The sequence below is a fragment of the Williamsia sp. Leaf354 genome (assembly GCF_001424365.1).
GTDB lineage: Bacteria > Actinomycetota > Actinomycetes > Mycobacteriales > Mycobacteriaceae > Williamsia_A.
In genome coordinates, this window is record NZ_LMPL01000005.1 from 539,842 (window position 1) to 564,444 (window position 24,603).

Genomic DNA, 24,603 nt, shown 5'->3' on the forward strand with positions numbered 1-24,603 from the left:
GAGCCGGGCAAAAAATTTGTGACGCTCATATATTCCGAGGAAACACCACGGAAACACCGATGGGTGCATAGTGAGTGAAGCAGTGGCACGCACCGTGATGGCCACCGACAGAAGGGGCTTGACAGACGGTGATCGGCTTTCTGTTCCGTAAGGCGCTGGGTTGGGTGGCCCTCATCGTGGTTGCCACCAACCTCGTCTTCTTCCTCGCCAGCGCGCTCCTCGAGCCGAGATCGAACTACCTTGCGCGACGTCCCCCACTGCCCGAGGCCGTCGTCGACTCGACGCTCGATCGCTACAACCTCAACGACAAGGTGTCGATCTTCGAGCGGTGGTACCACTGGATCTCGGGCATCGTGCTGCACTGGGACTGGGGACAGTCGCCCGTGGGCGATTCGGTGAACGGCCAGATCGGGTTTCGCGCCTGGACCAGCTTCCAGTTGGTCATCGGCGCCACGCTGCTGATGACCGTCATCGGTGTCGGTCTCGGGGTGTACGCCGCGGTGCGCCAGTACCGGTTGTCCGACCGACTCCTGCAGGTCACGTCCTCGTTCGCCCTGGTGGTCCCGGTCCCCGTCGTGGCTCTGGCACTGGTGATCCTGGCGATCTCGATCAACGAGTCGGCCGGCTCCACGATCTTCTACGTGACCGGATCGTCCGGCGTGGGCGTGACCGGATTCTGGTCGGTGGTGATCGACAAGGCTCAGCATCTGATCCTGCCGTCGCTGGTCCTGATCATCACGGGATACGCGGGGACTCAGATCCTCCAGCGCAGCCTGCTCCTGGACACCCTCAACAGCGACTACGTGCGACTCGCCCGCGCCAAGGGCCTCACCCGCGGGGTTGCGGTCCGTCGGCACGCACTGCGCACGTCACTCATCCCGGTGGCGACCAGTGTCGCGTTCGCCGTGCCCGCCGCGTTCACCGGAGCCGTGCTCACCGAGTCGATCTTTGCCTGGAACGGTATGGGCAAGTACTTCGTCGACACCATCGCCAAGAACGATGTCTACGGTGTGGTCGCCACCGCGGCCTTCGGCGCCGCCCTCACTGCTGTGGGCGCCATCCTGTCGGACTTCCTCCTCGTCTACCTCGATCCCAGGATTCGGCTGAACTGATGACTCGGAAAACCTCATGACACTTCCCGACAACACATCTCCGAGCACCAGCGGCTCGCTGGCCAATGCCGTTCCTGCCGTGGGAAACCCGGTCGGCGCGGAGACCACTGCCCTGGCCATCGAGGGGGCGGGTACCGACCGCAGCTCCGGCCGGAGCGCGGTGATCACCCGCCGATTCGCGCGGAACGGGACGGCGATCGTCGGTCTGATCATCCTGGTTGCGCTGATCGCCTTCGCCCTGCTGGGGTCGCTGTTCACCTCCTACGACTACAAGACGCCGGACTTCGCCGCCCTCGGCGTGTCTCCCGGTGGCGAGCATCTGCTGGGCACCAACGACGCGGGAGTCGACCTCTTCGCCTCCTTGGTCCACGGCCTGCAACGCTCCCTGGTGATCGCATTCGCTGTCGCGTTCGGGACCACGATCATCGCCACCGTCATCGGTACTGTCGCCGCGTACACCGGCGGTTGGGTCGAGCGGATCACGTTGCAGTCCATCCATTTCCTGCTCGTGGTGCCGTCACTGCTGATCATCGCGCTCGTCGCGAACCGGTACGGCGGCGACTGGAAGGCACTGATCGTGGTGCTCATCATCTTCGGATGGCCCTTTCAGGCCCGCGTCACATGGTCTCTGGCGCAGTCGGTGAGCGAGATGGACTACGTGCGCGCCGGAAAGTTCCTCGGGCTCGGTCCGTTCCGGATCTCGTTGCGCCACATCATCCCGAACATGTCGTCGCTCATCATCGTCTCGACGGTTCTCGGTGTGGTCACCGTGGTGCTCACCGAGACGTCGCTGTCGTTCCTCGGATTCGGCGTGAAGATCCCGGACGTGACGCTGGGGTCACTCATCTCCGACGGCCAGTCCACGATCACCTCGTCACCATGGCTGTTCTGGTACCCCGCTGCGGTGCTCACGCTGCTCACCATGTCGTTGTCGCTGATCGGTGACGGCCTGCGCGACGCATTCGACCCGGGATCGGCGGGCGGGCGACGGAAACGGCGCGCCCGCACCCTCCGTCGCGAGAAGGCAGCGCACGCATGACCGCCGGCGATCCGATTCTCTCGCTCACCGATCTACGAGTGTCGTTCCCCACCGAGTCCGGGGTCCTCGACGCGGTGCGCGGACTGGATCTGACCATCTCCGCCGGTCGCTGCACCGCGATCGTCGGCGAGTCCGGGTCGGGCAAGTCGGTGACGTCGCTGGCGGTCATGGGGCTGCTTCCCGACACCGCGGAGGTCACCGGTTCGATCCGCTTCGCCGGCACCGAACTCGCCGGTCTCGACGACCGCGCGATGTCGACCATCCGCGGGTCCGAGATGTCGATGATCTTCCAGGATCCGCTGACCGCGCTCACGCCCGTCTACACGATCGGCGATCAGATCGTCGAGGCGCTGCGCGCGCACTCGTCGACACCGAAAGCGCAGGCCCGCATCCGCGCCGCCGAACTGCTGGAGTTGGTGGGGATCCCCGACCCTGCGCGCCGGATGACGTCGTTCCCCCATGAGTTGTCCGGCGGGATGCGCCAACGCGTGGTCATCGCGATCGCCATCGCGAACGACCCGAAACTGATCATCGCCGACGAGCCGACCACTGCGCTCGACGTCACCATCCAGGCACAGGTCATCGATCTGCTCACGACCATCCGACGCGAGACCGGTGCCGCATTGCTGCTGATCACCCACGACCTGGGTCTGGTCGCTGGGACGGCCGACGATGTGGCGGTGATGTACGCGGGTCGGGTCGTCGAACGGGCGAGCGCGACAGACCTGTACGCCGGACCTCGGATGCCCTACACCGCAGGTCTACTCGCATCGATCCCACGCATCGACCGCGATCAGGCCGGGCCGTTGGTACCGATCCCCGGACAGCCGCCGGTGCTGATCGACGTCGCCGATGCCTGCCCCTTCGCACCGCGATGCCCGGCCGTCGAGACCGCCTGCACCACCACCGAACCAGCGCTCGTCGAGATCGGCACCGACCATCTCGCCGCATGCCACCGATCCGCCGAGATCTCCGGCGCCGGTCTCATCGACGGGTCCGCGATCTTCGCCGCGGACACACCCGGTGAGAAGATCTCCGATGCCGGGGTGTCGGATGCGGCACGCGATGTCGTGTTGAGTGTGCGCGGGCTGACCCGCGAGTTCCCCATCCTCACCGGACTGTTGCGCCGTCGGATCGGATCGGTCTACGCCGTCGACGGTCTCGACTTCGACGTCCACCGGGGCGAGACGATGGCGATCGTCGGTGAATCGGGTTCGGGCAAGACGACCACGTTGCTCGAGATCCTGCGGGCCGAGCCGGGCACCACCGGGACCGTCGAGATCGGTGGCACCGACTTCTCGACGCTGTCGCGTCGCGCGCTGCGGACGGCACGCAAGGCCGTCCAGATCGTATTCCAGGACCCGATGGGATCACTGAACCCCCGGATGACGGTGCGCGACATCATCGCCGAGCCGCTACGGGCCTACCGGGACACGACGTCGGACCTCGACGCCCGGGTGTCGGAGCTGATGCGCCTCGTGGGTCTCGACCCCGCCCACGCCGCACGCTTCCCGGCCGCGTTCTCCGGCGGGCAGCGCCAGCGCATCGGGATAGCACGTGCACTCGCGGTCAATCCCACACTCGTGGTGCTCGACGAGCCGGTGTCGGCACTCGACGTGTCGATCCAGGCCTCGATCATCAATCTCCTCGACCGACTCAAGCGCGAGATCGGCGTGGCCTACCTGTTCGTCGCGCACGACCTGTCGGTGGTGCGGCATCTCTCCGATCGCGTCGCGGTGATGTATCTGGGGAAGTTCGTCGAGATCGGCACCGTCGCCGACATCTTCGATCGACCCACCCATCCGTACACGCGGGCGCTGCTCTCGGCGATCCCCATCCCGGACCCTGCGCTCGAGCGCACACGCGAGCGGGTGGTGCTGACCGGAGAACTTCCCAGCCCGAGTGCACGGCCCGGGGGTTGCTCGTTCCACAACCGGTGTCCCCTGCGGCCCACACTGCCCGAACGCGACCAGAAGACCTGCATCAGTGAGGTTCCGGTGCTGCGGTCGGTCGACGCAGGGTCCGCCCACCAGCACGCCTGCCACTTCGCCGACACGGTCGTCCCCGTCCGTTCCTGATGCCCGCCAGCTCGTGACCATCCCTCGAAAGGATCACCCATGAAACGCCAAATGTTCGCCGTCGGCGCGATCTCGGTCGTCGCCACGCTGGCACTCGCCGGTTGTGGCGGGTCGTCGAGCTCGAGTTCGTCGGACACCAACGACTCGCTGTCGAAAACGGCCGCGCAGATCAATGCCCAACCGCGCGACAACATCGCCGACGGAGGGAAGCTCACCACGGCTCTGCCCGAGGTGTCCCCCCAGTTCAACCCGTTCCAGGCCGACGGCACGCTCTACACCACCACGCTCTGGCGGTGGAGCAACCCGTCCCTGTTCACCTTCAGCCCCGACGGCACCGCGTCGGCCGACCCGGATTACCTCACGGGGTACTCGAAAGCCGAGGTCGGCGGCAACACCGTGGTGACCTACACGATCAACCCGAAGGCGACCTTCAACGACGGCACGCCCATTGACTGGACCGCCTTCGAGGCGACCTGGAAAACGAACAACGGCAGTGACCCTGCGTATGCGGCGTCGAGCACCGACGGCTACTCCCAGATCGCGTCGGTGGTGCAGGGGACGAACTCCAAGCAGGCCGTCGTCACCTTCCGCGGCACCTACGCCTGGCCCGACAGCCTGTTCAACATCATCCTGCACCCGAAGGCCGCCAACCCGACGTTCTACAACACCGGCTACGTCAACTCCCCGCACCCCGAACTGGGCGCCGGGCCGTACGCGTTGAAGTCGTTCGACAAGACATCGGGCACAGTCATCTTCGAGAGGAACCCCAGGTGGTGGGGTGACGCCGGCAAGCTCGATCAGCGCGTGTTCCTGCAGATGGACAGCCAGGCATCGATCAACGCCTTCAAGAACGGTCAGATCGACGCGGTGTCGGCGCGGACGAAGGACCGGCTTGCCCAGGTCCAGGGGGTCGGCGGAACACAGATCCGCAAGTCCGCGACGCCGTCGCAGGACCTCGCGACCCTCAACTTGGCCTCGCCGCCGTTGCGCGACATCAAGGTACGCAGCGCCATCCTCAAGGCAATCAACCGGAAAGTCGTCGCCGATGTGCTCTTTCAGGGCCTTGGGTACAGCGAGACCTTGCCAGGGTCGTTTGGGCTCTACCCTTTCCAGAAGGGCTACGCGGACAACGTCAAGGGAGTCATCGACTTCGACACCAGCGCGGCCAAGAGTGAACTCGACTCCGCCGGATGGGTGACGGGTGGAGACGGCATCCGAACCAAGGACGGGCAGAAGCTGTCCTTGAGCTTCCCGCTCACCGGTGACGATCCGACGATCCTGAACCTGGCACGGGCCATTCAGGCCATGGAGAAGTCAGTGGGTGTGGATCTGCAGATCCAGCAGAAGTCGTCGAGTGAGTTCTCCGATGTCGTGACGAACAAGAAGTTCGACTTCTTCCTCTCCGGGGTGAGTTCGAGCGACCCGTTCGGCTACGCGTACTTCTGCCAGTTCTGGTGCTCGGGTTCTCAGCTGAATCAAGCCGGCGCAGGAACCCCCGAGTTGGACAAGCAGATTCGGGCCGTCGGCGAGATCGCCGATCCGGCCGCTCAGATCGCCGCAGGAAATACCCTCGAGCGCACGCTGCTGGCTCAGTACTCCAATCTCCCGCTCGACAACGGGCCGACCATTGTCGCCACCAAGGAAAAGCTGGCGAACTACGGCGCGGGCCTGTTCTACATCGGACGCGTCCAGGACATCGGCTACCAGAAGTAGCCGGCCTCGACCGTGAATCCGAACGCACCCCGGCCCAGCGCCGGGGTGCGTTCGGCATTGCGGGCCGAGGACTGCGGGGTTATCGTTTAACGAATAGCATTCGTTAAACTCGAAGGAGACCTGATGCGCACGATCGTCGCCCCCGCGGTGCCCGCGCCGCCGTGCCGGTACGAGGCGCCGACGCGCGATCCGTTGCGGGTCGCGCTGGTCCAGCATCGGTGGCACACCGACCCCGACGACCTGCGCGCCGAGCTCGCGGACGGGATCGCCGCGGCGGCACACGAGGGCGCCCGAGCGGTGTTCCTGCCCGAACTGACCCTGCGGCGCTATCCCGCTTTCGAACGCGCCGGCACCGACCCGGGCGCCGACGCCGAGGACCTGAACACCGGACCCACCGCGACGTTCGCCGCCGAGATGGCCCGCGCCCACGACCTCTTCGTCCACGCGTCGCTGTATCAGCGAGCGCCGGCCGACCCGAGCGGTGTGACCGACGGGCTCGGCCTGAACACCGCCATCCTGGTTTCGCCGCGGGGCGAGATCGTCGCGCACACCCACAAACTGCACATCCCGATCAGCTCGGGCTACTACGAGGACACCTACTTCCGTGCCGGACCGGCCGATGACCCGTACCCGGTGCACCGACCCGAGGGACTCGACGCGGCCATCGGACTGCCGACGTGTTGGGACGAATGGTTCGCCGAGGTGACGCGCAGCTATTCGCTGGCCGGAGCGGAGATCCTGGTCTATCCGACCGCGATCGGTTCCGAGCCCGACTTCCCCGACTTCGACACACAGCCGCTGTGGCAGCAGGTGATCGTGGGCAACGCGATCGCGAACGCGACGTTCATGGTCGTGCCGAACCGACACGGCGACGAGGGCGCGATCACGTTCTACGGGTCGTCGTTCATCTGTGATCCGTTCGGGCGCATCCTCGTTGCGGCCCCGCGGGACGAGTCGGTGACGCTGGTCGCCGATCTCGAACTGGATCAGCGGCGCGACTGGCTCGCACTGTTCCCGTTCCTCGCCACCCGTCGACCCGACACCTACGGGTCACTCACGGCACCGGTGACACCGTGACCTCCGCCGAGCGGAACTGGCGGATGCCCGCCGAGACCGTTGCGCAGGAACGCGTCTGGATGGCCTACCCGGTGGCGGGGTATTCCCTCGGCGACACCGAGACCGAACACGAAGAGGCACGGGCGACATGGGCGGCGGTCGCGCACGCGGTCGCCGACTTCGAACCGGTGACGGTGATCGTCGATCCCGGCGAGATCAGCCACGCGCGACGCCACCTGTCGAGCGAGATCACCCTCGTCGAGGCCCCGCTGGACGACGCCTGGGCCCGCGACATCGGCCCCACCTTCGTGCTCGACGAGAACGGGGCGCTCGGCGCGGTCGACTGGGTGTTCAACGGCTGGGGCGCCGCCGACTGGGCGACCTGGGACAGCGACCAGCACATCGCGACACTCATCGCCGAACTCTCCGGCGCGGAACTCGTCGACTCGCCGATGATCAACGAGGGCGGCGGTATTCAGGTCGACGGCGCGGGGACCGTGCTGCTCACCGAGACCGTGCAACGGGGCGAGGGCCGCAACAGCACCTGGACGCGTGAGCAGGTCGAGGCCGAACTCGCCCGTACGATCGGCACCACCACCGCGATCTGGTTGCCGCGCGGGCTGACCCGCGACAACGACACCTTCGGCACCCGTGGGCACGTCGACATCGTCGCGGCCTTCCCGACACCGGGCACGGTGCTCGTCCACGATCAGACCGACCGCGGCCATCCCGACCACGCCGTGACCGCCGAGATCATCGAGCTGCTCTCCGCCGCCACCGACGCCGCCGGTTCGGTGCCGGCGATCGTCCGGGTCCCCGCACCGCGGAACCTCAGAGACGCAGGCGGATTCGTCGACCACAGCTACATCAACCATCTCGTGGTCAACGGCGGCGTCATCGCGTGCGCCTTCGACGACCCGTCCGACGCGCCGGCGGCCGAGATCCTCGGCGCGGCCTATCCCGGACGCGAGGTGGTCACCGTCGACGCGCGACCGCTGTTCGTCCGTGGCGGTGGCATCCACTGCATCACCTGCCAGCAGCCGACACGGCGGTACCCGTGAGCCGCCCGGCTCACGGGTACCGCCCTGGGTGAGGGACTCGTCAGGTCGCCGATTCGGCCTCGATGGAGCGAGGCGAATCCTTCTGCCGCACTTCGATGGTGCGCGGCTTGGCACGCTCGGCGACAGGAATCGTCACGCTGAGGACACCGTTCTCGTAGGTGGCCTCGATCCCGGCGGCGTCGATGTTGTCGCCCAGGCTGAGCTGACGCCGATAGGTCCCGGAGAACCGCTCATTGGCCAACCACTGCACCGAGTCGTCCGAGCGCGCGGTGCGCTGCGCGGCGAGGGTGAGAGTCCCGTTGTCCACACTGACATCGACCGATCCCGGGTCGACGCCCGGGAGGTCGGCGGTCAGCAGAAAGTGATCGTCGACCTTGCAGAGGTCCATCGGCATGAACCTCGGGGTCCGCGTCGATCCCGTCGGCTGACCGTCGAGCAGACCGCGGGCGAGTGCGTCCATCTCGGTGAAAGGATCAAAACGAAGCACAGCAACCCACCTCCTGTGTCGCCGTGGCCCGTCCCGGTGACGAGCCCTCCATCACTGTGCGACACCGAATTTAGCACTCGATCATGCCGAGTGCCAGACCCGATTCTGAACTTTTTTGCCGAGTCACGCACCTGCACAGCAGCTTCGGGGTGAATCGGACAGCGCGCGGCTGTCGTCGTTATACTTTCGTTATCGAATCTCGATCGACCGCCACAAATCGACCGCAACTGTGACCATCAATGCAGTGTTGACCCCCCTACCGCTGAGTAACGTGGGTATATGTCAGTCACCGATAGGGCAGTAACCGAAGAAGTCACCCCGGACCCGAGTGAGACCGGCGCCGGCGACACCGCCGATCGTGAACTCCTGGTCGAGAATCTGCGGTACACGCTCGACGGCCGCTGGCGCGAGACGCGGCAGTACGCGCGCCGGAACATGGACCGCACCGACCTCCTGCCCGACCCGACCCTGACCATGCAGGAGTCGCGCGACCGGACGTTCGAGCACATCCGCGAACTCAGCGAGCTCGATTTCGCCGCCGCCGGTTTCCGCACCGAGCACGGTGGCACCGGCGATGTCGGCGCATCGATCACCGCGATCGAGATGCTCGGCTATGCCGACCTGTCTCTGATGGTGAAGGCCGGAGTCCAGTGGGGCCTGTTCGGCGGGGCCATCGAGAACCTCGGCACGAAACGTCACCACGACAGGTACGTGAAGCCGCTCATCGACCTCGATCTGCTCGGATGCTTCGCGATGACCGAGAAGGGTCACGGCTCCAACGTGCAGGCGCTCGAGACCGTCGCCACCTACGACCGTGAGTCCGACGAGTTCGTGGTGCACTCCACCACCCCCTCGGCGACCAAGGACTACATCGGCGGTGCGGCACAGCACGCGTCGCTGGCGACGGTGTTCGCCCAGCTCGTGACCGCGGGCCCGGGACAGGAGCCCGAAGACCACGGTGTGCACTGCTTCGTGGTGCCGATCCGTGACGACAAGGGCGAGACGATGCCCGGTGTCACCATCGAGGACGACGGCCCCAAGGGCGGGCTCGCCGGAGTCGACAACGGACGCCTGAGCTTCGACCACGTCCGCATCCCGCGGGAGAACCTGCTCAACAAGTACGCCGACGTCGACGACGACGGCAGCTACCACTCCCCCATCGACAACCCGAACCGTCGGTTCTTCACCATGCTCGGCACCCTGATCCGTGGCCGCGTGTCGGTGGCGGCCACCGCGGGCGCAGCCGGACGCAAGGCCCTGGCGATCGCCACGCGCTACGGGCTCGAGCGTCGCCAGTTCGAGGCGCCCGACTCCGACGACGAGATCGTGATCATGGACTACCTGGCACATCAGCGGAAGCTGTTGCCGCTCATCGCCAAGTCGTACGCGCTGGCCTTCGCACAGAACGAGGTGGTCGAGGAACTGCACGAGGTCCAGACGGCCAACCCCGAGGACACCGAGGGCGACGACTCGATGGCGGGCCGTCAACGCCAGCTCGAGAGCGCGGCCGCCGGACTCAAGGCGATGACCACCTGGCACGCATCGCACTCGATCAACGTCTGTCGTGAGGCCTGTGGTGGCAACGGCTACCTCGACGAGAACCAGCTGTCGATCATGCGCGGCGACATCGACGTGTTCACCACGTTCGAGGGCGACAACACCGTGCTGACGCAGCTCGTCGCGAAGGAACTGCTCTCGGCCTACGCCGAGGACGTCCGCGGGCTGAACACGGTGGGCTGGGCGCGCTTCATCGCCGACATGGCCCGCGACGTCATCCTCGAGAAGTCGGCCGCCCGCCAGGTGGTGCAGACCCTGCTCGACTCCTCCGGCGAGGATCCCGAGGAGTCGGAGCTGTCGAACCGCGCCACGCAGATCCGCCTGTTCCGCAACCGCGAGGATCACCTCCTGCGCACCTGCGCCAACCGGCTGCGCCGCGCGACGGCCGAGGACGCCGACGCGTTCGAGGTGTTCAACAACGCCCAGGATCACCTGCTGAAGGTGGGCCACGCCCACATGGAGCGCGTGGTTCTCGAGGCGTTCATCGAGGGCATCGAGAACTGCGACAGCAAGGCCGCCGCCGACCTGCTCGGCACCGTCTGCGACCTGTTCGTCTACTCCGCGCTCGAGGACGACCTCGACTGGTTCCTCATGCACCGCCACGTGTCGGTGGAGCGCGCCAAGGCGATCCGGCGTGGCGTGAACGAACTGTGCAAGGAACTCCGGCCGCACGCGCAGACCCTCGTCGACGCCTTCGGCGTTCCCGAGGCGCTGCTCACCGTGGCGATGGAGGGCTGAGAGCCCCTGCTCCCGTGTCGCCGCGGCGGCGCGGGAGCACCCGGGTGACCGCGACGTAGGTGGCGATCACGGCAGCGAGCACGCACGCCGTCGCGCCGCCGATCCTGTTGCCGCTATACGTCGTCAACGAATACGGGCCACCCACCGTGCGGTCGTCGATGGTCAGCGGCGGGTAGTCCGCGGTGGTGACCGAGGTGAGTGCCAGCCACACCGCCAGCGCCACGAACACCAGCGCGACGACCACCGCCACCCCGGCGACCAGATGTCGTCGGGCGTTCACGACGTCTCGTCGGAGTCGTCGAGGTCCGGCGTGGTGTCGGAGGGCTTCGTGAGGTCGGGCCCGCTCGGGTTGCGTTCAGCGCCGCCACGCGGGCCGAGGCCCATCTGCACCGCGAGGAGCGCCTCGGTCAGTTCCTGACGAAGGCGTCGGTGATCGCGAGCCCAGGCCTGGGTCAACTTCCCCGAGGTGAGGGTCAGGCCGATGCCGGTGCGCCGACGCGGCACACCCGACAGCTCACCGAGCGCCGAGGCGCTTTCCCAGTCCTTCGGATCGGGGGCGTTGTTCTCCGGGTGGATCTTCTCGATGTCGGTGAGCGGGATCGTCTTCACGCCCTGGCGCAGCGTGGTCTCGGTGAGGCACACACTGACGTGTTGGCGCGCGGCGTAGACCTGGATGAGCGCGAAACCCGTGAGCACCACGAAGAAGATCGACAGCACCGGCCAGTGGATCTGACCCGGGCCGGTCGCCTCGACCGCGACGACCGCCGCGATGAGCAGCGGCCCGATCGACACCACCCACCAGCTGCCGCCGTTCTCACGGAACAGCACCGTGCCGGCGTCCTCGTCGGATCCCTGGTCGGAGTCTTCCTTGCGGCCGGGGTGGCGCGGATCAGCCACCGATCGCACCCCCGCTGAACCACTTCTCGGCCGCGGGCCGGTACGCCATCATCGATCCGACGAGACCGACCAACCCGCTGACCAGCAGGAACGGGTCGAAGAACAGGACCGCGACCAGCATCCCGGCCATGGTGACCACGAGGGTCAGCACCGACACCGTCGACCGCCAGCGCGCGTCGGGCGTCGCGGCCCGGCGACCCAGGATGTAGACCGCTGCGGCGATCGCGATGCTGATGACGCCCAGGCCTATGCCGAATGCGCTCGCACTGCCGATGCCGATCCACAGGAACCACACCGCCGAGACCCCGAACAACACCGCCGAGGCCAGCCACAGCCGCGCGGCCCACACCGCCATCGTCGGGACGGCGACGTCACCGCCGCTCATCGACGTGACTCGTCGTCGGACGGGGCATCTCCGGACGGGGTGTCCCCGGATCGATCGTCGGGCGCGGACAGGTCGCGCTCGCGCACGTTCTCCCCCGTCGCCGGCCGCGCGGATGCGCGGTCGTCGGCGGGCGGTGACGGTGGCGACTGCTGATACGCCTGCGGATCGAACGTCCGGGGGTCATAGGCGTGCGGGTCGTAATACGGGCTCGGTTGCTGTCCCTGGCTGTGCTGCTGTCCCGGGTACGGCTGCGTCGGTGGCTGGTACCGGTTCGGGTCGTACTGCGGCGAGGGCGGGTACGGGGCGGGCGGGTACTGACCCGGCTGCTGCGCGCCCGGCGAGTGCTGGGCCGGTGGGTACTGGGCAGGCGGGTACGGGGCGGGCGGGTATCCGGGCGTGGGGGTGGCGCCACCGCGGCGGTGGACCGCCATGTCGCGGCAGTACTTCTCCGAGTCCTTCTGCAGCAACAGGTATCCCGCGCCGAGAGCCGCGACCCCGCTGATGACCGACGGGATGGTCGTCCACGCGGGACCCCCGTCACCGAAGAGCGAGAACACCGCCTGCACCACGAGGAAACCGCTGAGGAACGACAGCACCAGGCGCGCCCAGTTGTGGCCCGACCGCGCCAGCCACACCAGCAGCAACGACACCGCCGTCACGACCACACCGACACCCACGAACACCCCGACGATGAGACCGGTCGACGCCATGAGGTCGGACTGCTCGGTCGACGCCTCGCGCGCCGCCCTGCGCACCGAATCGGCCGCGGCGGAGTACTGACCGCCGTAGGCGATGGCCTGCATCACGATCACGACGAGCCACAGCTCGGTCCCGATCGCCATCGGCGTGGCCAGGGTCGGCTTCGTGTTCTGCGGACCGGACTCCGGATGGGTGCCCTGGTTCGGCGGCCCCGGCTGAGGCGGCCGCGGATTCGACGGGTACGACATGGCACACAGAGTAGTGCCCCACCCGCATCCGACAGTGTCCGCCCAGCTCAGGTGGCCGAAAGAGGGTCAGCCCAAGCGCTGTGCGACCTCGGTGGCCCAGTAGGTGAGGACGATCGAGGCGCCGGCCCGGCGGATCGAGGTCACCGACTCCATGATCGCGGCGTCGCGGTCGATCCAGCCACGCTCTGCCGCGGCGGTGATCATCGAGTACTCACCCGAGATCTGATAGGCCGCGATCGGTGCGTCGGTCGCGTTCGCCACGTCCCGCACGATGTCGAGGTAGCTCATCGCCGGCTTCACCATCACGATGTCGGCGCCCTCGGCGAGATCGAGTTCGAGTTCCCGCATCGCCTCGTCGCGGTTCGCCGGATCCTGCTGATAGGTGCGCCGGTCCCCCTGCAGCGTGGAGCCGACGGCCTCGCGGAACGGGCCGTAGAACGCCGAGGCGTACTTGGCTGTGTAGGCGAGGATGCCGGTGTCGGTGTGGCCGGCGTCGTCGAGCGCGTCGCGGATCACCCCGACCTGGCCGTCCATCATCCCGCTCGGACCGAGTAGGTGCGCGCCCGCGTTCGCCTGCGCGAGCGCCATCGACACGTAGCGGTCGAGCGAGGCGTCGTTGTCGACGCGACCGGAATGATCGAGCACGCCGCAGTGCCCGTGGTCGGTGAACTCGTCGAGACAGGTGTCGGCCATCAGCACGGTGGAGTCACCGAATTCGTCTCGCAACGCCCGCAATCCGCGGTTGAGGATCCCCTCGGGGTCATCGGCCCCGGAACCGGTGGCGTCCTTGTCCTCGGCGCGCGGCACACCGAACACCATGAGCCCCCCGACACCGGCGGACACGGCCTCGGCCGCGGCTGCGCGCAACGAATCGAGCGTGTGCTGCACGACGCCGGGCATCGACGAGATCGGCTGCGGCTCGTCGAGGCCGTCGGCCACGAACATCGGGAGCACGAGATGCCGTGGCTCCAACGATGTCTGGGCCACCAACCGACGCATGGCCGGAGTGGTGCGCAGCCGACGCGGCCGGATGTAGGGATGCGGGGTCATGAGATCAGGACCGGGAGCGCCGGGCCTTCTTGCGCGGCGGGGGCAGAGCACCCTCGGCACGCAGACGCGAGGCGTGCTCGGCGAGCGCGTCGACGAGATCGGGCACCGACGCCGACTCGGGCTGGACATCGACCCGCAGGCCGAATTCCGTTGCCGTCTCGGCGGTCTTGGGTCCGATGCACGCCACGATGGTGCGCGCGTGCGGCTTGCCCGCGATGCCGACGAGATTGCGGACGGTGGAGCTCGAGGTGAAGCAGACCGCGTCGAACCCACCGGTCTTGATCATCTCGCGGGTCGTCGCCGGCGGCGGTGCCGCCCGCACGGTGCGGTAGGCGGTGACGTCGTCGATCTCCCAGCCACGGTCACGCAGACCCTCCGAGAGGGTCTCGGTCGCGATGTCGGCGCGCGGCAACAGGATCCGGTTCACCGGGTCGAACACGTCGTCGTAGGGCGGGAAGTCGTCGAGCAGACCCAGCGACGACTGCTCGCCGCTCGGGATGAGTTCGGGGTTGATGCCGAAGGTACGCACCTTCTCCGCGGTGGCCTCGCCGACGCAGGCGATCTTGACGCCGCTGAACGCGCGTGCGTCCAAACCGAATTCGGCGAACTTCTCCCACACCGCGCGCACGGCGTTGGTGGAGGTGAACACCACCCACTGGTAGCGGCCGTCGACGAGACCCTTGACGGCACGTTCCATCTGCGCGGGACTGCGCGGCGGCTCGACGGCGATGGTCGGCACCTCCATGGGGATCGCGCCGTGGACGACGAGCCGATCGCTCATGTCGCCGGCCTGATCCTTCGTGCGCGGCACCAGAACGGTCCAGCCGTACAGGGCGCGCGACTCCCACCAGCTCAGCTTGCCGCGCTGGGCGACGACCTTGCCGATGGTGACGATGAGCGGTCCCTGCAGACCCGCGCCCTTGTCGTTGAGCGTGGCCAGCGTCGCCTCGATGGTGCGCTGCTGGCAGGTGGTGCCGTTGACGGTGACCGCGACCGGCGTCTGCGCCGCGACACCGTGCTCGGTGAGGGCGCTGGCCGTCTCGGCCAGGTGACCTGCGGTGGCGTGGAGCACGAGCGGGCCGGGGGCGGCCGCGAGCGCGGCCCAGTCGACCTCGCCGCGGACGTCGGCCTCGGTGTGCGACGAGCCCAGCGGCATGCCCGCGTAGCTCGGCACCGCGGCGGCGGCCGGGAGTCCGGGGATGACCTCGAAGCCGACCGAGGTACGGGCGACGGCGGTGACCTCGGCGAGAACGGAATCGGTGGTCAGCGGATCGCCGGAGACCAGGCGGACCACGTCGTCACCGGCCTTCGCGGCGGCGAGCAGCGTCTTGGCGACCTCGCCCGGATCACCGAGTGCCGGACGGATGCGTGCACCCGAGGGGTCCTGATCGTCCGCGGCGGGCGGGGTGTCGACGGGGGCGTCGTCACCGTCGACGGTCGCGTCGGCCGACGAGGGTTCGGGCCGGCGGACGACGGGCTCCTCGACCGGGATGTCGGCCCCGATGAGAGCGGTGACACCCGCGGGGACGTCGGCGTCGACGAACACGGTGCTCGCCGAGGCGATGGCGTCTCGGGCGCGAAGCGTCAGCAGTGCCGGATCTCCGGGGCCCGATCCGACAAACAGGATCCGACCCGGACTGGCCTTCTTCGTACGGCTCATTCGTGCGCTCTCCTGACCCGTGCGGGGGTCCGTTGCGTTCGGTGGCTACTGAGAACGCATGACCTCCGCGGCCCCGCGATCCAGCAGTTCTACGGCGAGTTCCCGCCCGAGATCGGCAGCGCGTTCGACCGGTCCCACCAGCGACGACCGGATCACATCGGATCCGTCCTCCGCAGCGACCGCAGCGCGCAGCGACAGCTCGGTGAAGATGCGCCCGTCGTCGTCGATCGACTCCACCACCTCGGCGATCGCTCCGACCGGGGCCGTGCAGCCGGCTTCCAGGGCTGCCAACACGGCTCGCTCGGCATCGACCGCCGCCCGTGTGGGGGCGTCGTCCAACTCGGCGAGAATGCTCACCAGTTCGGCATCATCGGAGCGGCACTCCACAGCGAGGGCACCTTGTGCAGGTGCCGGAAGCAACACGACCGGGTCGAACGCCTCGGTGACCTCATCGGCACGACCGATACGAACCAGCCCGGCACGGGCCACCACCACTGCGTCGAGTTCGCCGCTGGCGACTTTGCCCAACCGAGAATCTAGGTTGCCTCGTAGGGGGCGGATTTCCAAACCGAGACCCAGTGCGTTAAGCTGCGCGATCCTCCGCGGCGCCGAGGTCCCCACGGTCGATCCCGGTGGCAACTCGCCCAGCACCCGGCCACCCGACGCGACCAGCGCATCACGCGAATCCTCGCGCGGCGGGACGGCGGCGATCGTGAGCACCGGGTCGACCGCGGTCGGCAGGTCCTTGTAGGAGTGCACGGCGACGTCGATGTCGCGGGCGTGCAGGGCGTTGCGGATCGCGGTGGTGAACACACCGATACCGATCTTCTCCACCGGCTCGGCCGACATGTCGCCCGCCGTGGTGATGACGACGAGCTCCGCCTCGTGGCCGGCCGCGATCAACTGGTCACGGATGACCCCCGACTGCGTCGTCGCCAACAGCGATCCACGCGTTCCGATACGGATCAACGGTCGCTCCCCGTGACCGGCAGGCCGGTCTCGGGAGCCGACACCGATTCGGCCGCACCGGGAGTCAGTTCGAACAGCTCGCGCAGCGCCTCGGCGTAATGGTCACCGTTGGGGGTCGAGGCGAGCTGCTTCACGCGCACCGTCGGCGCGTGGAGCAGTTTGTCGACGACGCGCCGGACGGCCTTGGCGACCTCGTCGCGCTGGGGGTCGTCGAGTCCGGGCAGCCGGGTCTCGAGGCGCATGATCTCGGCCTCCACCATCTCCGCGGCGCGCTGGCGCAAGGCGGTGACGGTCGGGGTGACCTCGGCCTGGCGCTGCAGGGTGAGGTACTCGGCGAGCTCGCCGGCGACGATGGCACGCGCGGCGGAGGCGTCGGCGGCCGCGGCCTGGGTCGCCCCGTCGGCGCGCAGGCCCTCGATGTCGACGATGTGGACGTGGGGCAGCTTCGCCGCGGCGGGATCGACGTTGCGCGGAAGTCCGAGGTCGCAGATGACGAGCGGCGTGGTGCGGGTGCGCCGCGCCAGGGCCGAGTGCACCTCACCCACACTCACCAGCGAACCGACGGTGCCGGTACAGCTCACGAGGACATCAGCCTCGGCGACCGCGGCGGCCAGGTCGGACATCGGCACCGACGTCGCCCGCACACCGTGGTTCTTCGCGACGTTGGCCGCGAGGTGATCGGCCTTCTCGGCGGTGCGGTTGACGATCGACAGGTCGAGGACGCCATCGCGGGCGAGGTGGGCCGCGGCGAGCGCACCCATCGCGCCGGCGCCCAGCACGACCGCCGACCCGATGGTGCCTGGGGTCTCACGGGTGCCCAGGAGCGCGCGGGCGCGGTCGAGGGCGACCGACACCACCGACGCACCGGCGCGGTCGATACCCGTCTCGGTGTGCACGCGCTTGCCGACACGCAACGCCTGCTGGGCCAGTTCGTGCAGGACACGTCCGGCCGAGGAGTGCTCGTCGGCGCTGGCGTAGGCCGATCGGATCTGGCCGAGGATCTGCTGCTCGCCGACGACCATCGAGTCGAGTCCGGCGGCCACGGTGAACAGGTGCTCCACGGCGGCCTCGGAGTACCGGACGTAGGCGTGCTGCGTCATCTCGTTGACGGTCATGCCGGAGTGCTCGCCGATCACCGCACCCACCGCCTCGAGCGCGGGGTGGAACGCGTCGACGACGGCGTAGATCTCCACCCGGTTGCAGGTCGAGACCATCATGACCTCGGAGATCTGCGGGGTGTCGAGGAGTTGGTCGACCAACTTGGGTCGGTCACCGTCGGACACCGCGAGGCGTTCGAGCACCGAGACCGGCGCGCTGCGGTGGGACACTCCGAACAGGAAGATGCTCACACTGACACTGCTTTCTGGGTCGCTCCGCTCACGGCGTTCTCGGTCGACGAGTCGCGCCGCGAGGCGTTGAACGCGAGGACCTGGAGCTCGAGAGCCAGGTCGACGGGTCGGACGTGCACCGACGGCGGCGTGTGCAGCGCCACGGTCGTGAAGTTGAGGATCTGTCGCACGCCCGCCAGCACGAAGGTGTCGCAGGTCTGCTGCGCGATCGCGTCCGACGTCGCCACCACGGCGATATCGACGTTCTTCGCCGCGCATTCGGCGGACAGTTCGGTCATCGGTGCCACGACCATCTCAACGCCACCGGTACCGAATGTGGTGCCCACGAGGTCGGGATCAGTGTCGAACATCGCAACCACGCGGAAACCGCGTCCGAAACCCGTATGAGCGAGAAGGGCTCGCCCCAGGTGACCGGCGCCGGCGAGTGCGACGTTGTGGGTGTCGGACGTGCGCAACGCCAGCGCGATGCGGGCGGTGAGGCGACCGACGTCGTAGCCGACGCCGCGCACCCCGTTCGCGCCCACATGGGAGAGGTCCTTGCGGAGGATCGCGGGGTTCACGCCTGCCGCGGTGGCCAATTGCCCGCTCGACGCCACCACGACACCGTGCTCACTGAACGACCGCAGCACATGCAGATAGGCAGCCAACCGCGCCACGGAGGCAGCGGGGATCAACGATGTCACGTCGTCGTCGGCATGAGGCACGGATCGAGGGTATACCGCTTGTGAACGCGTTCACAAAGAAGGGCCGACTCACCTCGCGGCATCGAGGTCGGCCCGCAGTCGGGGCATGTCCACCTCGCCGTAACTGTGTTCGCGCTCGTCGAGCAGCACCACGGGCAGACGGTCACCGAACTCGGCGCGCAAGGACGGATCGTGGGCGGCCGCGGCATCGACGTCGACGATCTCCAACGCTGTGTCGTACTCGACAGAGATCGGCTGCAACTCCTCGAGCGCGCGGGCACACGCCGGGCAACCCGCGCGGGTCAGCAGGGTGATCACCATGGACACCGATTGTGCACCCGAACGCGCCGGGCCGATCGGATGTTGTGGGCCGGGTGCGGTGGGCGGGGTGCGCCGAGCGGGTGCGGCTAGGCTTGGAGGCCGAGGAGCAGGAGGCGATCTGGTGACCGATACGCCCGGCGACACCGACCCCGAGAGGTCGATGCACACCGGCCCCACCGGCGATGGTGAGCACGAGCCCGATGCCATCCCGCCGGTGCCCGCCGAACAGTCCGTCGACGCCGTGACCAGCACAGGTCCGGTCGGTGCCGAGGACCGCGAACCCGGTGGCACCGTCAGCAACTGGATCTCCTCGCGAGCCAACCGCTCGGCGCAGTCGGGACGGGTCGGCCGGTTCCGTCAGTCCGCCGCCGAACTGCGGCACTCGCTGGCCGGTGAGGCGAGCGCGCAGGCCGCCTACGCCACTCTCGAACGTCGCGGCCGACTCGCCGGACCCGTGCACGACGACGACGAGCCCGGCGCCCCCACCGACGTCCCACCCGACCTCACCGCGGCGGCCTTCTTCGACGTCGACAACACCCTCGTGCAGGGCGCGTCGATCGTGCACTTCGCGCGCGGTCTCGCCGCACGCGACTACTTCTCCTACCGCGACATGGCCGAATTCGCCTGGGCGCAGGCCAAGTTCCGCATCAGCGGGCGCGAGAACGCCGACGACGTCGCCTCGGGTCGGGAGAAGGCCCTGGCCTTCATCGCCGGCCGCTCGACGGAGGAACTGCGCAGGCTCGGCGAGGAGATCTTCGACGAGACCATCGCCGACAAGATCTGGCCGGGCACGCGCACCCTCGCGCAGATGCACCTCGACGCCGGACAACAGGTGTGGTTGGTGACCGCCACCCCGCTCGAACTCGCACAGACCATCGCCGACCGCCTCGGCCTCACCGGCGCCCTGGGCACCGTCGCCGAGAGTGTCGACGGGAAGTTCACCGGGCGTCTCGTCGGCGACATCCTCCACGGACTCGGCAAGGCCCACGCCGTGCGACAACTCGCCGTCCGCGAGGGTCTCAACCTCAAGCGCTGCACCGCCTACTCCGACTCCCACAACGACGTCCCGATGCTGTCGCTGTGCGGGACCGCCGTCGCGATCAACCCCGACGCAGACCTCCGCGACGTCGCCCGCGTGCGCGGCTGGGAGATCCGCGACTACCGCACCGCCCGCAAGGCCGCCAAGATCGGCCTGCCCACCGCGGTGCTGTTGGGTGCCGCCGGCGGCGGCGCCGTCGCCGCGGCCCGTCGCCTCCGCGACTGACCGCTTCTCGCGACCGTTTCGTGCTCGCGCGACCGTCGCAACGGTCGCGGGAGGTGCAACTGGTCGCGGGAGACGTGACGGGATCCGATCGGTTGTCGGCCGCGTCCAAGCTCCATGACCACATTTCCCGTCGACGACATGGGTCTCGTACACCGCGACTCCGTCCTGCGCGTCGGCCTCGCTGACAAACACCTCGCGGCCGCAGTCCGCGAGGGCCGCCTCAAGCGCCTGCGCGCGGGGACCTATCTCCTCACGACCCCCTCGTCGCCCGAGCACCGACACCGCTTGCGTGTCGTGGCATCGACGCAGCCCGACACCGTCGTCAGCCACCATTCGGCGGCGGTCCTGCACGGGTTCGCCATGCTGCGACCGGCATTCGAACGGGTGCACACGACGTCGGGTTCCTCGGCCGGCGGCCGGATCTCGCGCACCCGTCACATGCACGCGGGTCCGCTCGACGACGTCGACGTCGTCGGTCACGACCGACTCCTCGTCACATCCGCGGCGCGGACGGCGGTCGACGTCGCGTGCCACGGCGACTTCGATCAGGCGCTGGTCGTCTTCGACTCCGCACTCCGCGGCGGAGTGGAGGCCGTAGATCTGGCCGCCGAGGTGGCTGGCCGCCGCCGTCGCGGGATCGGCGTCGCTCGACGAGCCCTCGCCGTCGCCGACGGGTCCTCGGCATCGGTGGGCGAGTCGTGGAGTCGCGCCCAGATGATCACCGCCGGACTCCCCATCCCCGTCCTCCAGCGTGAACGCCGACTGTCGGGACGGCGCATCATCACCGATTTCGACTGGGACGACCGCCTGGTCGGGGAGTTCGACGGGCAGATCAAATACGGCCGGTTGCTCGCTCCGGGGCAACGTATCGAGGACGTGATCGCCGACGAGAAAGCCCGAGAGGACCTGCTGCGGTGGAGCGACCGGATGGTGATCCGATGGGTGTGGGCTCAGCTCGTCCGACGCGAGGTCGTCGGGCTCATCCGTCCGTGGCTCGATCGGCTGGAACGCGTGTGACCACGTTCCCGCGACCGACTCGGCCACCGGCGACCATTGCGACGGTCGCATGAGGCGGGAACGGTCGCGTGAATCGTGGAGTCAGCCGAAGTAGACCGAACCGCGACGGGAGAGCATGCGGAAGAGGGTCTGTTGGATCTCTTCGCGGACGTGGTCGGTGAGGTCGAAGACGACCATGGGGTCCTCGGCGGCCTGTTCGTCGTACTGGCTGGTCTCGATGGGCTTGCCGAAGTGGATGTGCCACTTCGAGGGCAGCGGCACCAGGCCGAGCGGGCCGAGCAGCGGGAACGTGGGCGTGACCGGGATGTAGGGCAATCCGAGCACGCGGGCGAGCGGCTTCAGATCGCTGAGCATCGGGTAGATCTCCTCCGACCCGACGATCGAGACCGGGATGATCGGCACGGCCGCGCGCAGAGCGGTCGTGACGAAGCCGCCGCGACCGAACCGCTGCAGCTTGTACCGGTCCTTGTAGAGCTTGCCGACACCCTTGAACCCCTCGGGCCACACCGCGGTCAGTTCACCGCCACGCAGGAGTCGTTCGGCGTCGGCGGTGCAGGCCAGGGTCGAACCGGTGCGGCGCGCGAGTTGCCCGACGAACGGTGATTCGAAGGCGAGATCGGCGGCGAGCATCCGGAGGAACCGCGCACGGGGGTGGTGATCGTGAACGGCGACCGAGGTCATCAGCGCGTCGATGGGGATGGTGCCGGCGTGGTTCGCGACGAGCAGCGCGCCGCCCTCGTCGGGGATGTTCTCGATGCCGGTGACCTCGACGCGGAACCACTTGTCGAACAGCACACGCATCGCGGGCAGGAACACGCCCTCGGTGAAGTGGGGGTCGAAGCCGAAGTCGTCGACCTCGTAGTCACCGGTCAGTCGCTCGCGGAGATAGCCGGCTCCGGAGACCACCGAATCGGCGACCGCGGACCGCAGTCCGGTCAGGCTGAACAGTGGGCTGCCGGTACGTCCGACGGGCAGCCCCGACGCGTCGAGGCGTGCGACGACATCGGCGTTGATCGGGGTGATCTCGGCGGTCGTGGCGTCGGCATCGGTCGGGGCGACGATGTCGGAAGACGTTGGGGGCGAGGGTGTTGCCGGCTTCTGCTGCGACGGATGACGACGACGGACCTGCTCACGACTGGGCGCGTCGGGTGGGGTCGCGTACAGCTGGATCACCTTGGCGGTCCGTGCGTCGGATGCGCCGTTGTTCTTGACCACTGTGCCGACACCCTTCCGCTAATCTCGCCGCGCTCTCCCCGACAACGTTTTCAGCCCCCGGCCGTGCAACCGCCTGCTCAGTGTAGAAGGTGCGGCAAGTCGATGTCGGCTCAGACCAGCGAGCGAGCGGTCTCGGCGATCCGCTGCTCGAGGCGATGCCACGCCCCCGCCGACACCACCGGCTCCAGGGGCCGGCGGGCGATGAAGTCGTCGAGCGTCTCGAGGCTCGAGTACTTCGGCGCGAAGCCCAACTCGGCGCGCATGCGCGCGGTGTCGAGGACGCGACCGTAGGTCAGGTACGACGCCTGGTCGCCGTGCAGCGTCGCCACGCGCATCCCGCGGAACACCCCCGCCACCGAGCCCAGGAGGTTCGCGGGCACCGGCAGTTCGACACGACCGGCACGACGGATCGCCTGGGTCAGTGTCACGACACCGTCGGCGGCGAGGTTGAACGTGCCGGGTCGGCCGAGCAGCGTCGCGTGCTCGAGCGCGGCCAGCGCGTCCTCCTCGTGCAGGAACTGCAGTCGCGGCTGGTAACCGATGACGACCGGGATGATCGGCGACGAGAAGTAGATGCTCATGCGGGTCGAGATCTTCGGGCCGAGCATGGCCGTGGGCCGCAGGATGGTGACGTCGATGTCCTGACGTCGGCGCGCCAGCCCGCGGGCGTACGACTCGACGTCGAGCAGGTCGCGTCCGTACCCGGTGGTCGGTTCGACGCGGGCGCGGTTGTCCTCGGCGAAGTGCGCGGGGTCGGCGGCGCTCGAGCCGTAGACCATGCCGGTCGACCGCAGCACCAGTCGCCGCACCGACGGTGCCCGCTGACACGCGGCGCACACCTGCATCGCGCCGATGACGTTGAGTTCCTTGATCGCGGGCGAGTGCGCCACGGTGTCCATCACCGACGTCGCCGCGTGCACGACGGTGTCGACGCGCGCGTTCTCGATGACCTTCGCGATGGTGGGGCGTCGGATGTCGGCGCGCACGAACTCGGCGCGCCCCATCCTGCGGATCATGTCCTTGCTGGGGACGCGCGCATCGACGGCCAGGACCCGTTCGATCGACGGGTTCTGCGCGAGGCGGGTGGTGAGATAACCGCCGAGAAAGGTCGACGCACCCGTCACCAACACCACCTTCGGTGCATCCGACCGTGCGTTGGCGTCGCTCATGGGGTCACCCTAGCCATCACGGGCGCCGGGCGCAGATATGAGAAAACCCGCCGACCAGCGGCGGGTTTCGTCATCGGAGAACTCGGTCGATCACTTACCGAGTTTCCTGCGCTGCACTCGCGTGCGACGCAGCAGTTTGCGGTGCTTCTTCTTCGACATGCGCTTGCGGCGCTTCTTGATGACTGAACCCATCGGGGCACCCTCACGATCTGACCTGGTGGTCCTTGCGGTCTGCGGACTGCACTCGTTCCGCAGAACCGCGGGGCCGATGGCCGTCGAGCACAACAATGGTCCACGTTACCGAACAGCGGCCCGGAGATGAAATCGCGGGCCTGCGACGACGGCGACCGTGGACTCGGTGGGCGCCGAACGACACGGAGGTCGCAGGCGCCCGGGGACGTCGGTGTCAGCCGACGTCGAAGTACGACGTCTCGAGGTAGTCGTGAACCGCCTTGGCGTGCACCCGGAACGAGCGCCCGACACGCACCGCGGGCAGCTCGCCGCTGTGGACGAGCCGGTACACGGTCATCTTGGAGACACGCATCAACGCGGCCACCTCGGCCACGGTCAGGAACTGGGTTCCCGAGCCGACAGCATTGAGTTGGCCGCCAGAGGCGGGAGTGCTCGAGCCGCTCGAGGCCGGGGTGACCGGTGACCCACTGGGGCCGTTCCGGTCGCCGGCATTACTTGCAGGCGCCATGAAATTCTCATACCTCCGGTGCACGCGTCGCGGCCGCGGGCTTCCCCTCCCGCGGACACCAGACACGCACGTGCTCCAGGGAGCTTAGCGTGGCGCGTGGGAAAGATGCGACGTGAGTGGGTAACCATTCTGAGAT

At 68.2% G+C, this 24,603-nt stretch carries 24 protein-coding genes; 9 read left to right on the forward strand and 15 right to left on the reverse strand.

Going from position 1 to position 24,603, the window contains the following annotated elements:
- The first annotated feature begins 128 nt into the window (after nucleotides 1–128).
- From ASG12_RS19100 to ASG12_RS19125, 6 genes are all read left to right on the forward strand, one after another.
- Nucleotides 129–1,112, forward strand: coding sequence for an ABC transporter permease (locus tag ASG12_RS19100; RefSeq protein WP_055793124.1), 984 nt, complete (start codon nucleotides 129–131; stop codon nucleotides 1,110–1,112).
- A gap of 79 nt (nucleotides 1,113–1,191) precedes the next feature.
- Nucleotides 1,192–2,151 (forward strand): ABC transporter permease, encoded by a 960-nt coding sequence (locus ASG12_RS19105; protein ID WP_235457591.1) that lies wholly within the window; start codon nucleotides 1,192–1,194, stop codon nucleotides 2,149–2,151.
- A complete protein-coding gene (locus ASG12_RS19110; protein WP_055793127.1) occupies nucleotides 2,148–4,229 on the forward strand; it encodes an ABC transporter ATP-binding protein in 2,082 nt (693 codons plus the stop codon). Before ASG12_RS19105 ends, ASG12_RS19110 begins: the two co-directional genes overlap by 4 nt.
- 39 nt (nucleotides 4,230–4,268) lie before the next feature.
- A complete protein-coding gene (locus ASG12_RS19115) occupies nucleotides 4,269–5,942 on the forward strand; it encodes an ABC transporter family substrate-binding protein (protein WP_055793129.1) in 1,674 nt (557 codons plus the stop codon).
- Nucleotides 5,943–6,065: 123 nt separating this feature from the next.
- The gene (locus ASG12_RS19120) at nucleotides 6,066–7,019 is read left to right on the forward strand and encodes a nitrilase-related carbon-nitrogen hydrolase (RefSeq protein WP_055793131.1); all 954 of its coding nucleotides are present in this window, start codon (nucleotides 6,066–6,068) and stop codon (nucleotides 7,017–7,019) included.
- A gap of 23 nt (nucleotides 7,020–7,042) precedes the next feature.
- Nucleotides 7,043–8,059 carry an agmatine deiminase family protein gene (locus ASG12_RS19125; protein ID WP_055793869.1) on the forward strand — a complete coding sequence of 339 codons (1,017 nt, stop codon included), beginning with the start codon at nucleotides 7,043–7,045 and terminating at the stop codon, nucleotides 8,057–8,059.
- A gap of 40 nt (nucleotides 8,060–8,099) precedes the next feature.
- Here the strand turns inward: ASG12_RS19125 and ASG12_RS19130 are convergent, their stop codons facing one another.
- Nucleotides 8,100–8,546, reverse strand: coding sequence for an Hsp20/alpha crystallin family protein (locus ASG12_RS19130; protein WP_055793135.1), 447 nt, complete (start codon nucleotides 8,544–8,546; stop codon nucleotides 8,100–8,102).
- 279 nt (nucleotides 8,547–8,825) lie between these two features.
- Here ASG12_RS19130 and ASG12_RS19135 point away from each other — a divergent pair, with 279 nt between their 5' ends.
- Nucleotides 8,826–10,841: an acyl-CoA dehydrogenase family protein gene (locus ASG12_RS19135; RefSeq protein WP_055793138.1), complete on the forward strand. Its 2,016-nt coding sequence runs from the start codon at nucleotides 8,826–8,828 to the stop codon at nucleotides 10,839–10,841.
- Here the strand turns inward: ASG12_RS19135 and ASG12_RS19140 are convergent.
- The 10 genes from ASG12_RS19140 to ASG12_RS19185 form a co-directional block, all read right to left on the reverse strand.
- Nucleotides 10,819–11,121: a hypothetical protein gene (locus ASG12_RS19140; protein WP_055793141.1), complete on the reverse strand. Its 303-nt coding sequence runs from the start codon at nucleotides 11,119–11,121 to the stop codon at nucleotides 10,819–10,821. The genes ASG12_RS19135 and ASG12_RS19140 overlap by 23 nt on opposite strands.
- Nucleotides 11,118–11,738, reverse strand: coding sequence for a DUF3093 domain-containing protein (locus tag ASG12_RS19145; protein WP_200932813.1), 621 nt, complete (start codon nucleotides 11,736–11,738; stop codon nucleotides 11,118–11,120). The genes ASG12_RS19140 and ASG12_RS19145 overlap by 4 nt, the downstream gene beginning before the upstream one ends.
- On the reverse strand, nucleotides 11,731–12,123 hold the full coding sequence (locus ASG12_RS19150; RefSeq protein ID WP_055793143.1) for a hypothetical protein: 393 nt from the start codon (nucleotides 12,121–12,123) through the stop codon (nucleotides 11,731–11,733). The genes ASG12_RS19145 and ASG12_RS19150 overlap by 8 nt, the downstream gene beginning before the upstream one ends.
- Entirely contained in the window at nucleotides 12,120–13,070 is a 951-nt protein-coding gene (locus ASG12_RS19155; protein WP_156378191.1) for a hypothetical protein, read from the reverse strand. The genes ASG12_RS19150 and ASG12_RS19155 overlap by 4 nt, the downstream gene beginning before the upstream one ends.
- A 66-nt stretch (nucleotides 13,071–13,136) precedes the next feature.
- The gene (gene hemB / locus ASG12_RS19160) at nucleotides 13,137–14,120 is read right to left on the reverse strand and encodes a porphobilinogen synthase (protein WP_055793149.1); all 984 of its coding nucleotides are present in this window, start codon (nucleotides 14,118–14,120) and stop codon (nucleotides 13,137–13,139) included.
- A 4-nt stretch (nucleotides 14,121–14,124) separates the two neighbouring features.
- The gene (locus tag ASG12_RS19165; protein WP_055793151.1) at nucleotides 14,125–15,780 is read right to left on the reverse strand and encodes a uroporphyrinogen-III synthase; all 1,656 of its coding nucleotides are present in this window, start codon (nucleotides 15,778–15,780) and stop codon (nucleotides 14,125–14,127) included.
- A 45-nt stretch (nucleotides 15,781–15,825) separates the two neighbouring features.
- Nucleotides 15,826–16,749, reverse strand: a complete 924-nt coding sequence (gene hemC, locus ASG12_RS19170; protein WP_200932816.1) for a hydroxymethylbilane synthase — start codon at nucleotides 16,747–16,749, stop codon at nucleotides 15,826–15,828.
- Nucleotides 16,746–18,098, reverse strand: a complete 1,353-nt coding sequence (locus tag ASG12_RS19175; protein WP_055793156.1) for a glutamyl-tRNA reductase — start codon at nucleotides 18,096–18,098, stop codon at nucleotides 16,746–16,748. The genes hemC and ASG12_RS19175 overlap by 4 nt, the downstream gene beginning before the upstream one ends.
- Nucleotides 18,095–18,802, reverse strand: a complete 708-nt coding sequence (locus ASG12_RS19180) for a redox-sensing transcriptional repressor Rex (RefSeq protein ID WP_082502165.1) — start codon at nucleotides 18,800–18,802, stop codon at nucleotides 18,095–18,097. Before ASG12_RS19180 ends, ASG12_RS19175 begins: the two co-directional genes overlap by 4 nt.
- A gap of 48 nt (nucleotides 18,803–18,850) precedes the next feature.
- The gene (locus ASG12_RS19185) at nucleotides 18,851–19,102 is read right to left on the reverse strand and encodes a glutaredoxin family protein (RefSeq protein WP_055793159.1); all 252 of its coding nucleotides are present in this window, start codon (nucleotides 19,100–19,102) and stop codon (nucleotides 18,851–18,853) included.
- A 121-nt stretch (nucleotides 19,103–19,223) separates the two neighbouring features.
- On the opposite strand from ASG12_RS19185, the gene ASG12_RS19190 reads away from it, so the two are divergent.
- Nucleotides 19,224–20,366 carry an HAD family hydrolase gene (locus tag ASG12_RS19190; protein ID WP_235457594.1) on the forward strand — a complete coding sequence of 381 codons (1,143 nt, stop codon included), beginning with the start codon at nucleotides 19,224–19,226 and terminating at the stop codon, nucleotides 20,364–20,366.
- Between the two features lie 114 nt (nucleotides 20,367–20,480).
- Nucleotides 20,481–21,383, forward strand: coding sequence for a type IV toxin-antitoxin system AbiEi family antitoxin domain-containing protein (locus tag ASG12_RS19195; protein ID WP_055793162.1), 903 nt, complete (start codon nucleotides 20,481–20,483; stop codon nucleotides 21,381–21,383).
- Nucleotides 21,384–21,464: 81 nt separating this feature from the next.
- Here the strand turns inward: ASG12_RS19195 and ASG12_RS19200 are convergent, their stop codons facing one another.
- From ASG12_RS19200 to ASG12_RS22305, 4 genes are all read right to left on the reverse strand, one after another.
- Nucleotides 21,465–22,598 (reverse strand): lysophospholipid acyltransferase family protein, encoded by a 1,134-nt coding sequence (locus ASG12_RS19200; RefSeq protein ID WP_055793165.1) that lies wholly within the window; start codon nucleotides 22,596–22,598, stop codon nucleotides 21,465–21,467.
- A 110-nt stretch (nucleotides 22,599–22,708) separates the two neighbouring features.
- On the reverse strand, nucleotides 22,709–23,767 hold the full coding sequence (locus tag ASG12_RS19205; protein WP_055793167.1) for an NAD-dependent epimerase/dehydratase family protein: 1,059 nt from the start codon (nucleotides 23,765–23,767) through the stop codon (nucleotides 22,709–22,711).
- Nucleotides 23,768–23,857: 90 nt separating this feature from the next.
- Nucleotides 23,858–23,959 (reverse strand): 30S ribosomal protein bS22, encoded by a 102-nt coding sequence (locus tag ASG12_RS21430; RefSeq protein WP_003402602.1) that lies wholly within the window; start codon nucleotides 23,957–23,959, stop codon nucleotides 23,858–23,860.
- A 214-nt stretch (nucleotides 23,960–24,173) separates the two neighbouring features.
- Nucleotides 24,174–24,467: a helix-turn-helix domain-containing protein gene (locus ASG12_RS22305; RefSeq protein WP_082502166.1), complete on the reverse strand. Its 294-nt coding sequence runs from the start codon at nucleotides 24,465–24,467 to the stop codon at nucleotides 24,174–24,176.
- Nucleotides 24,468–24,603 lie beyond the last annotated feature (136 nt).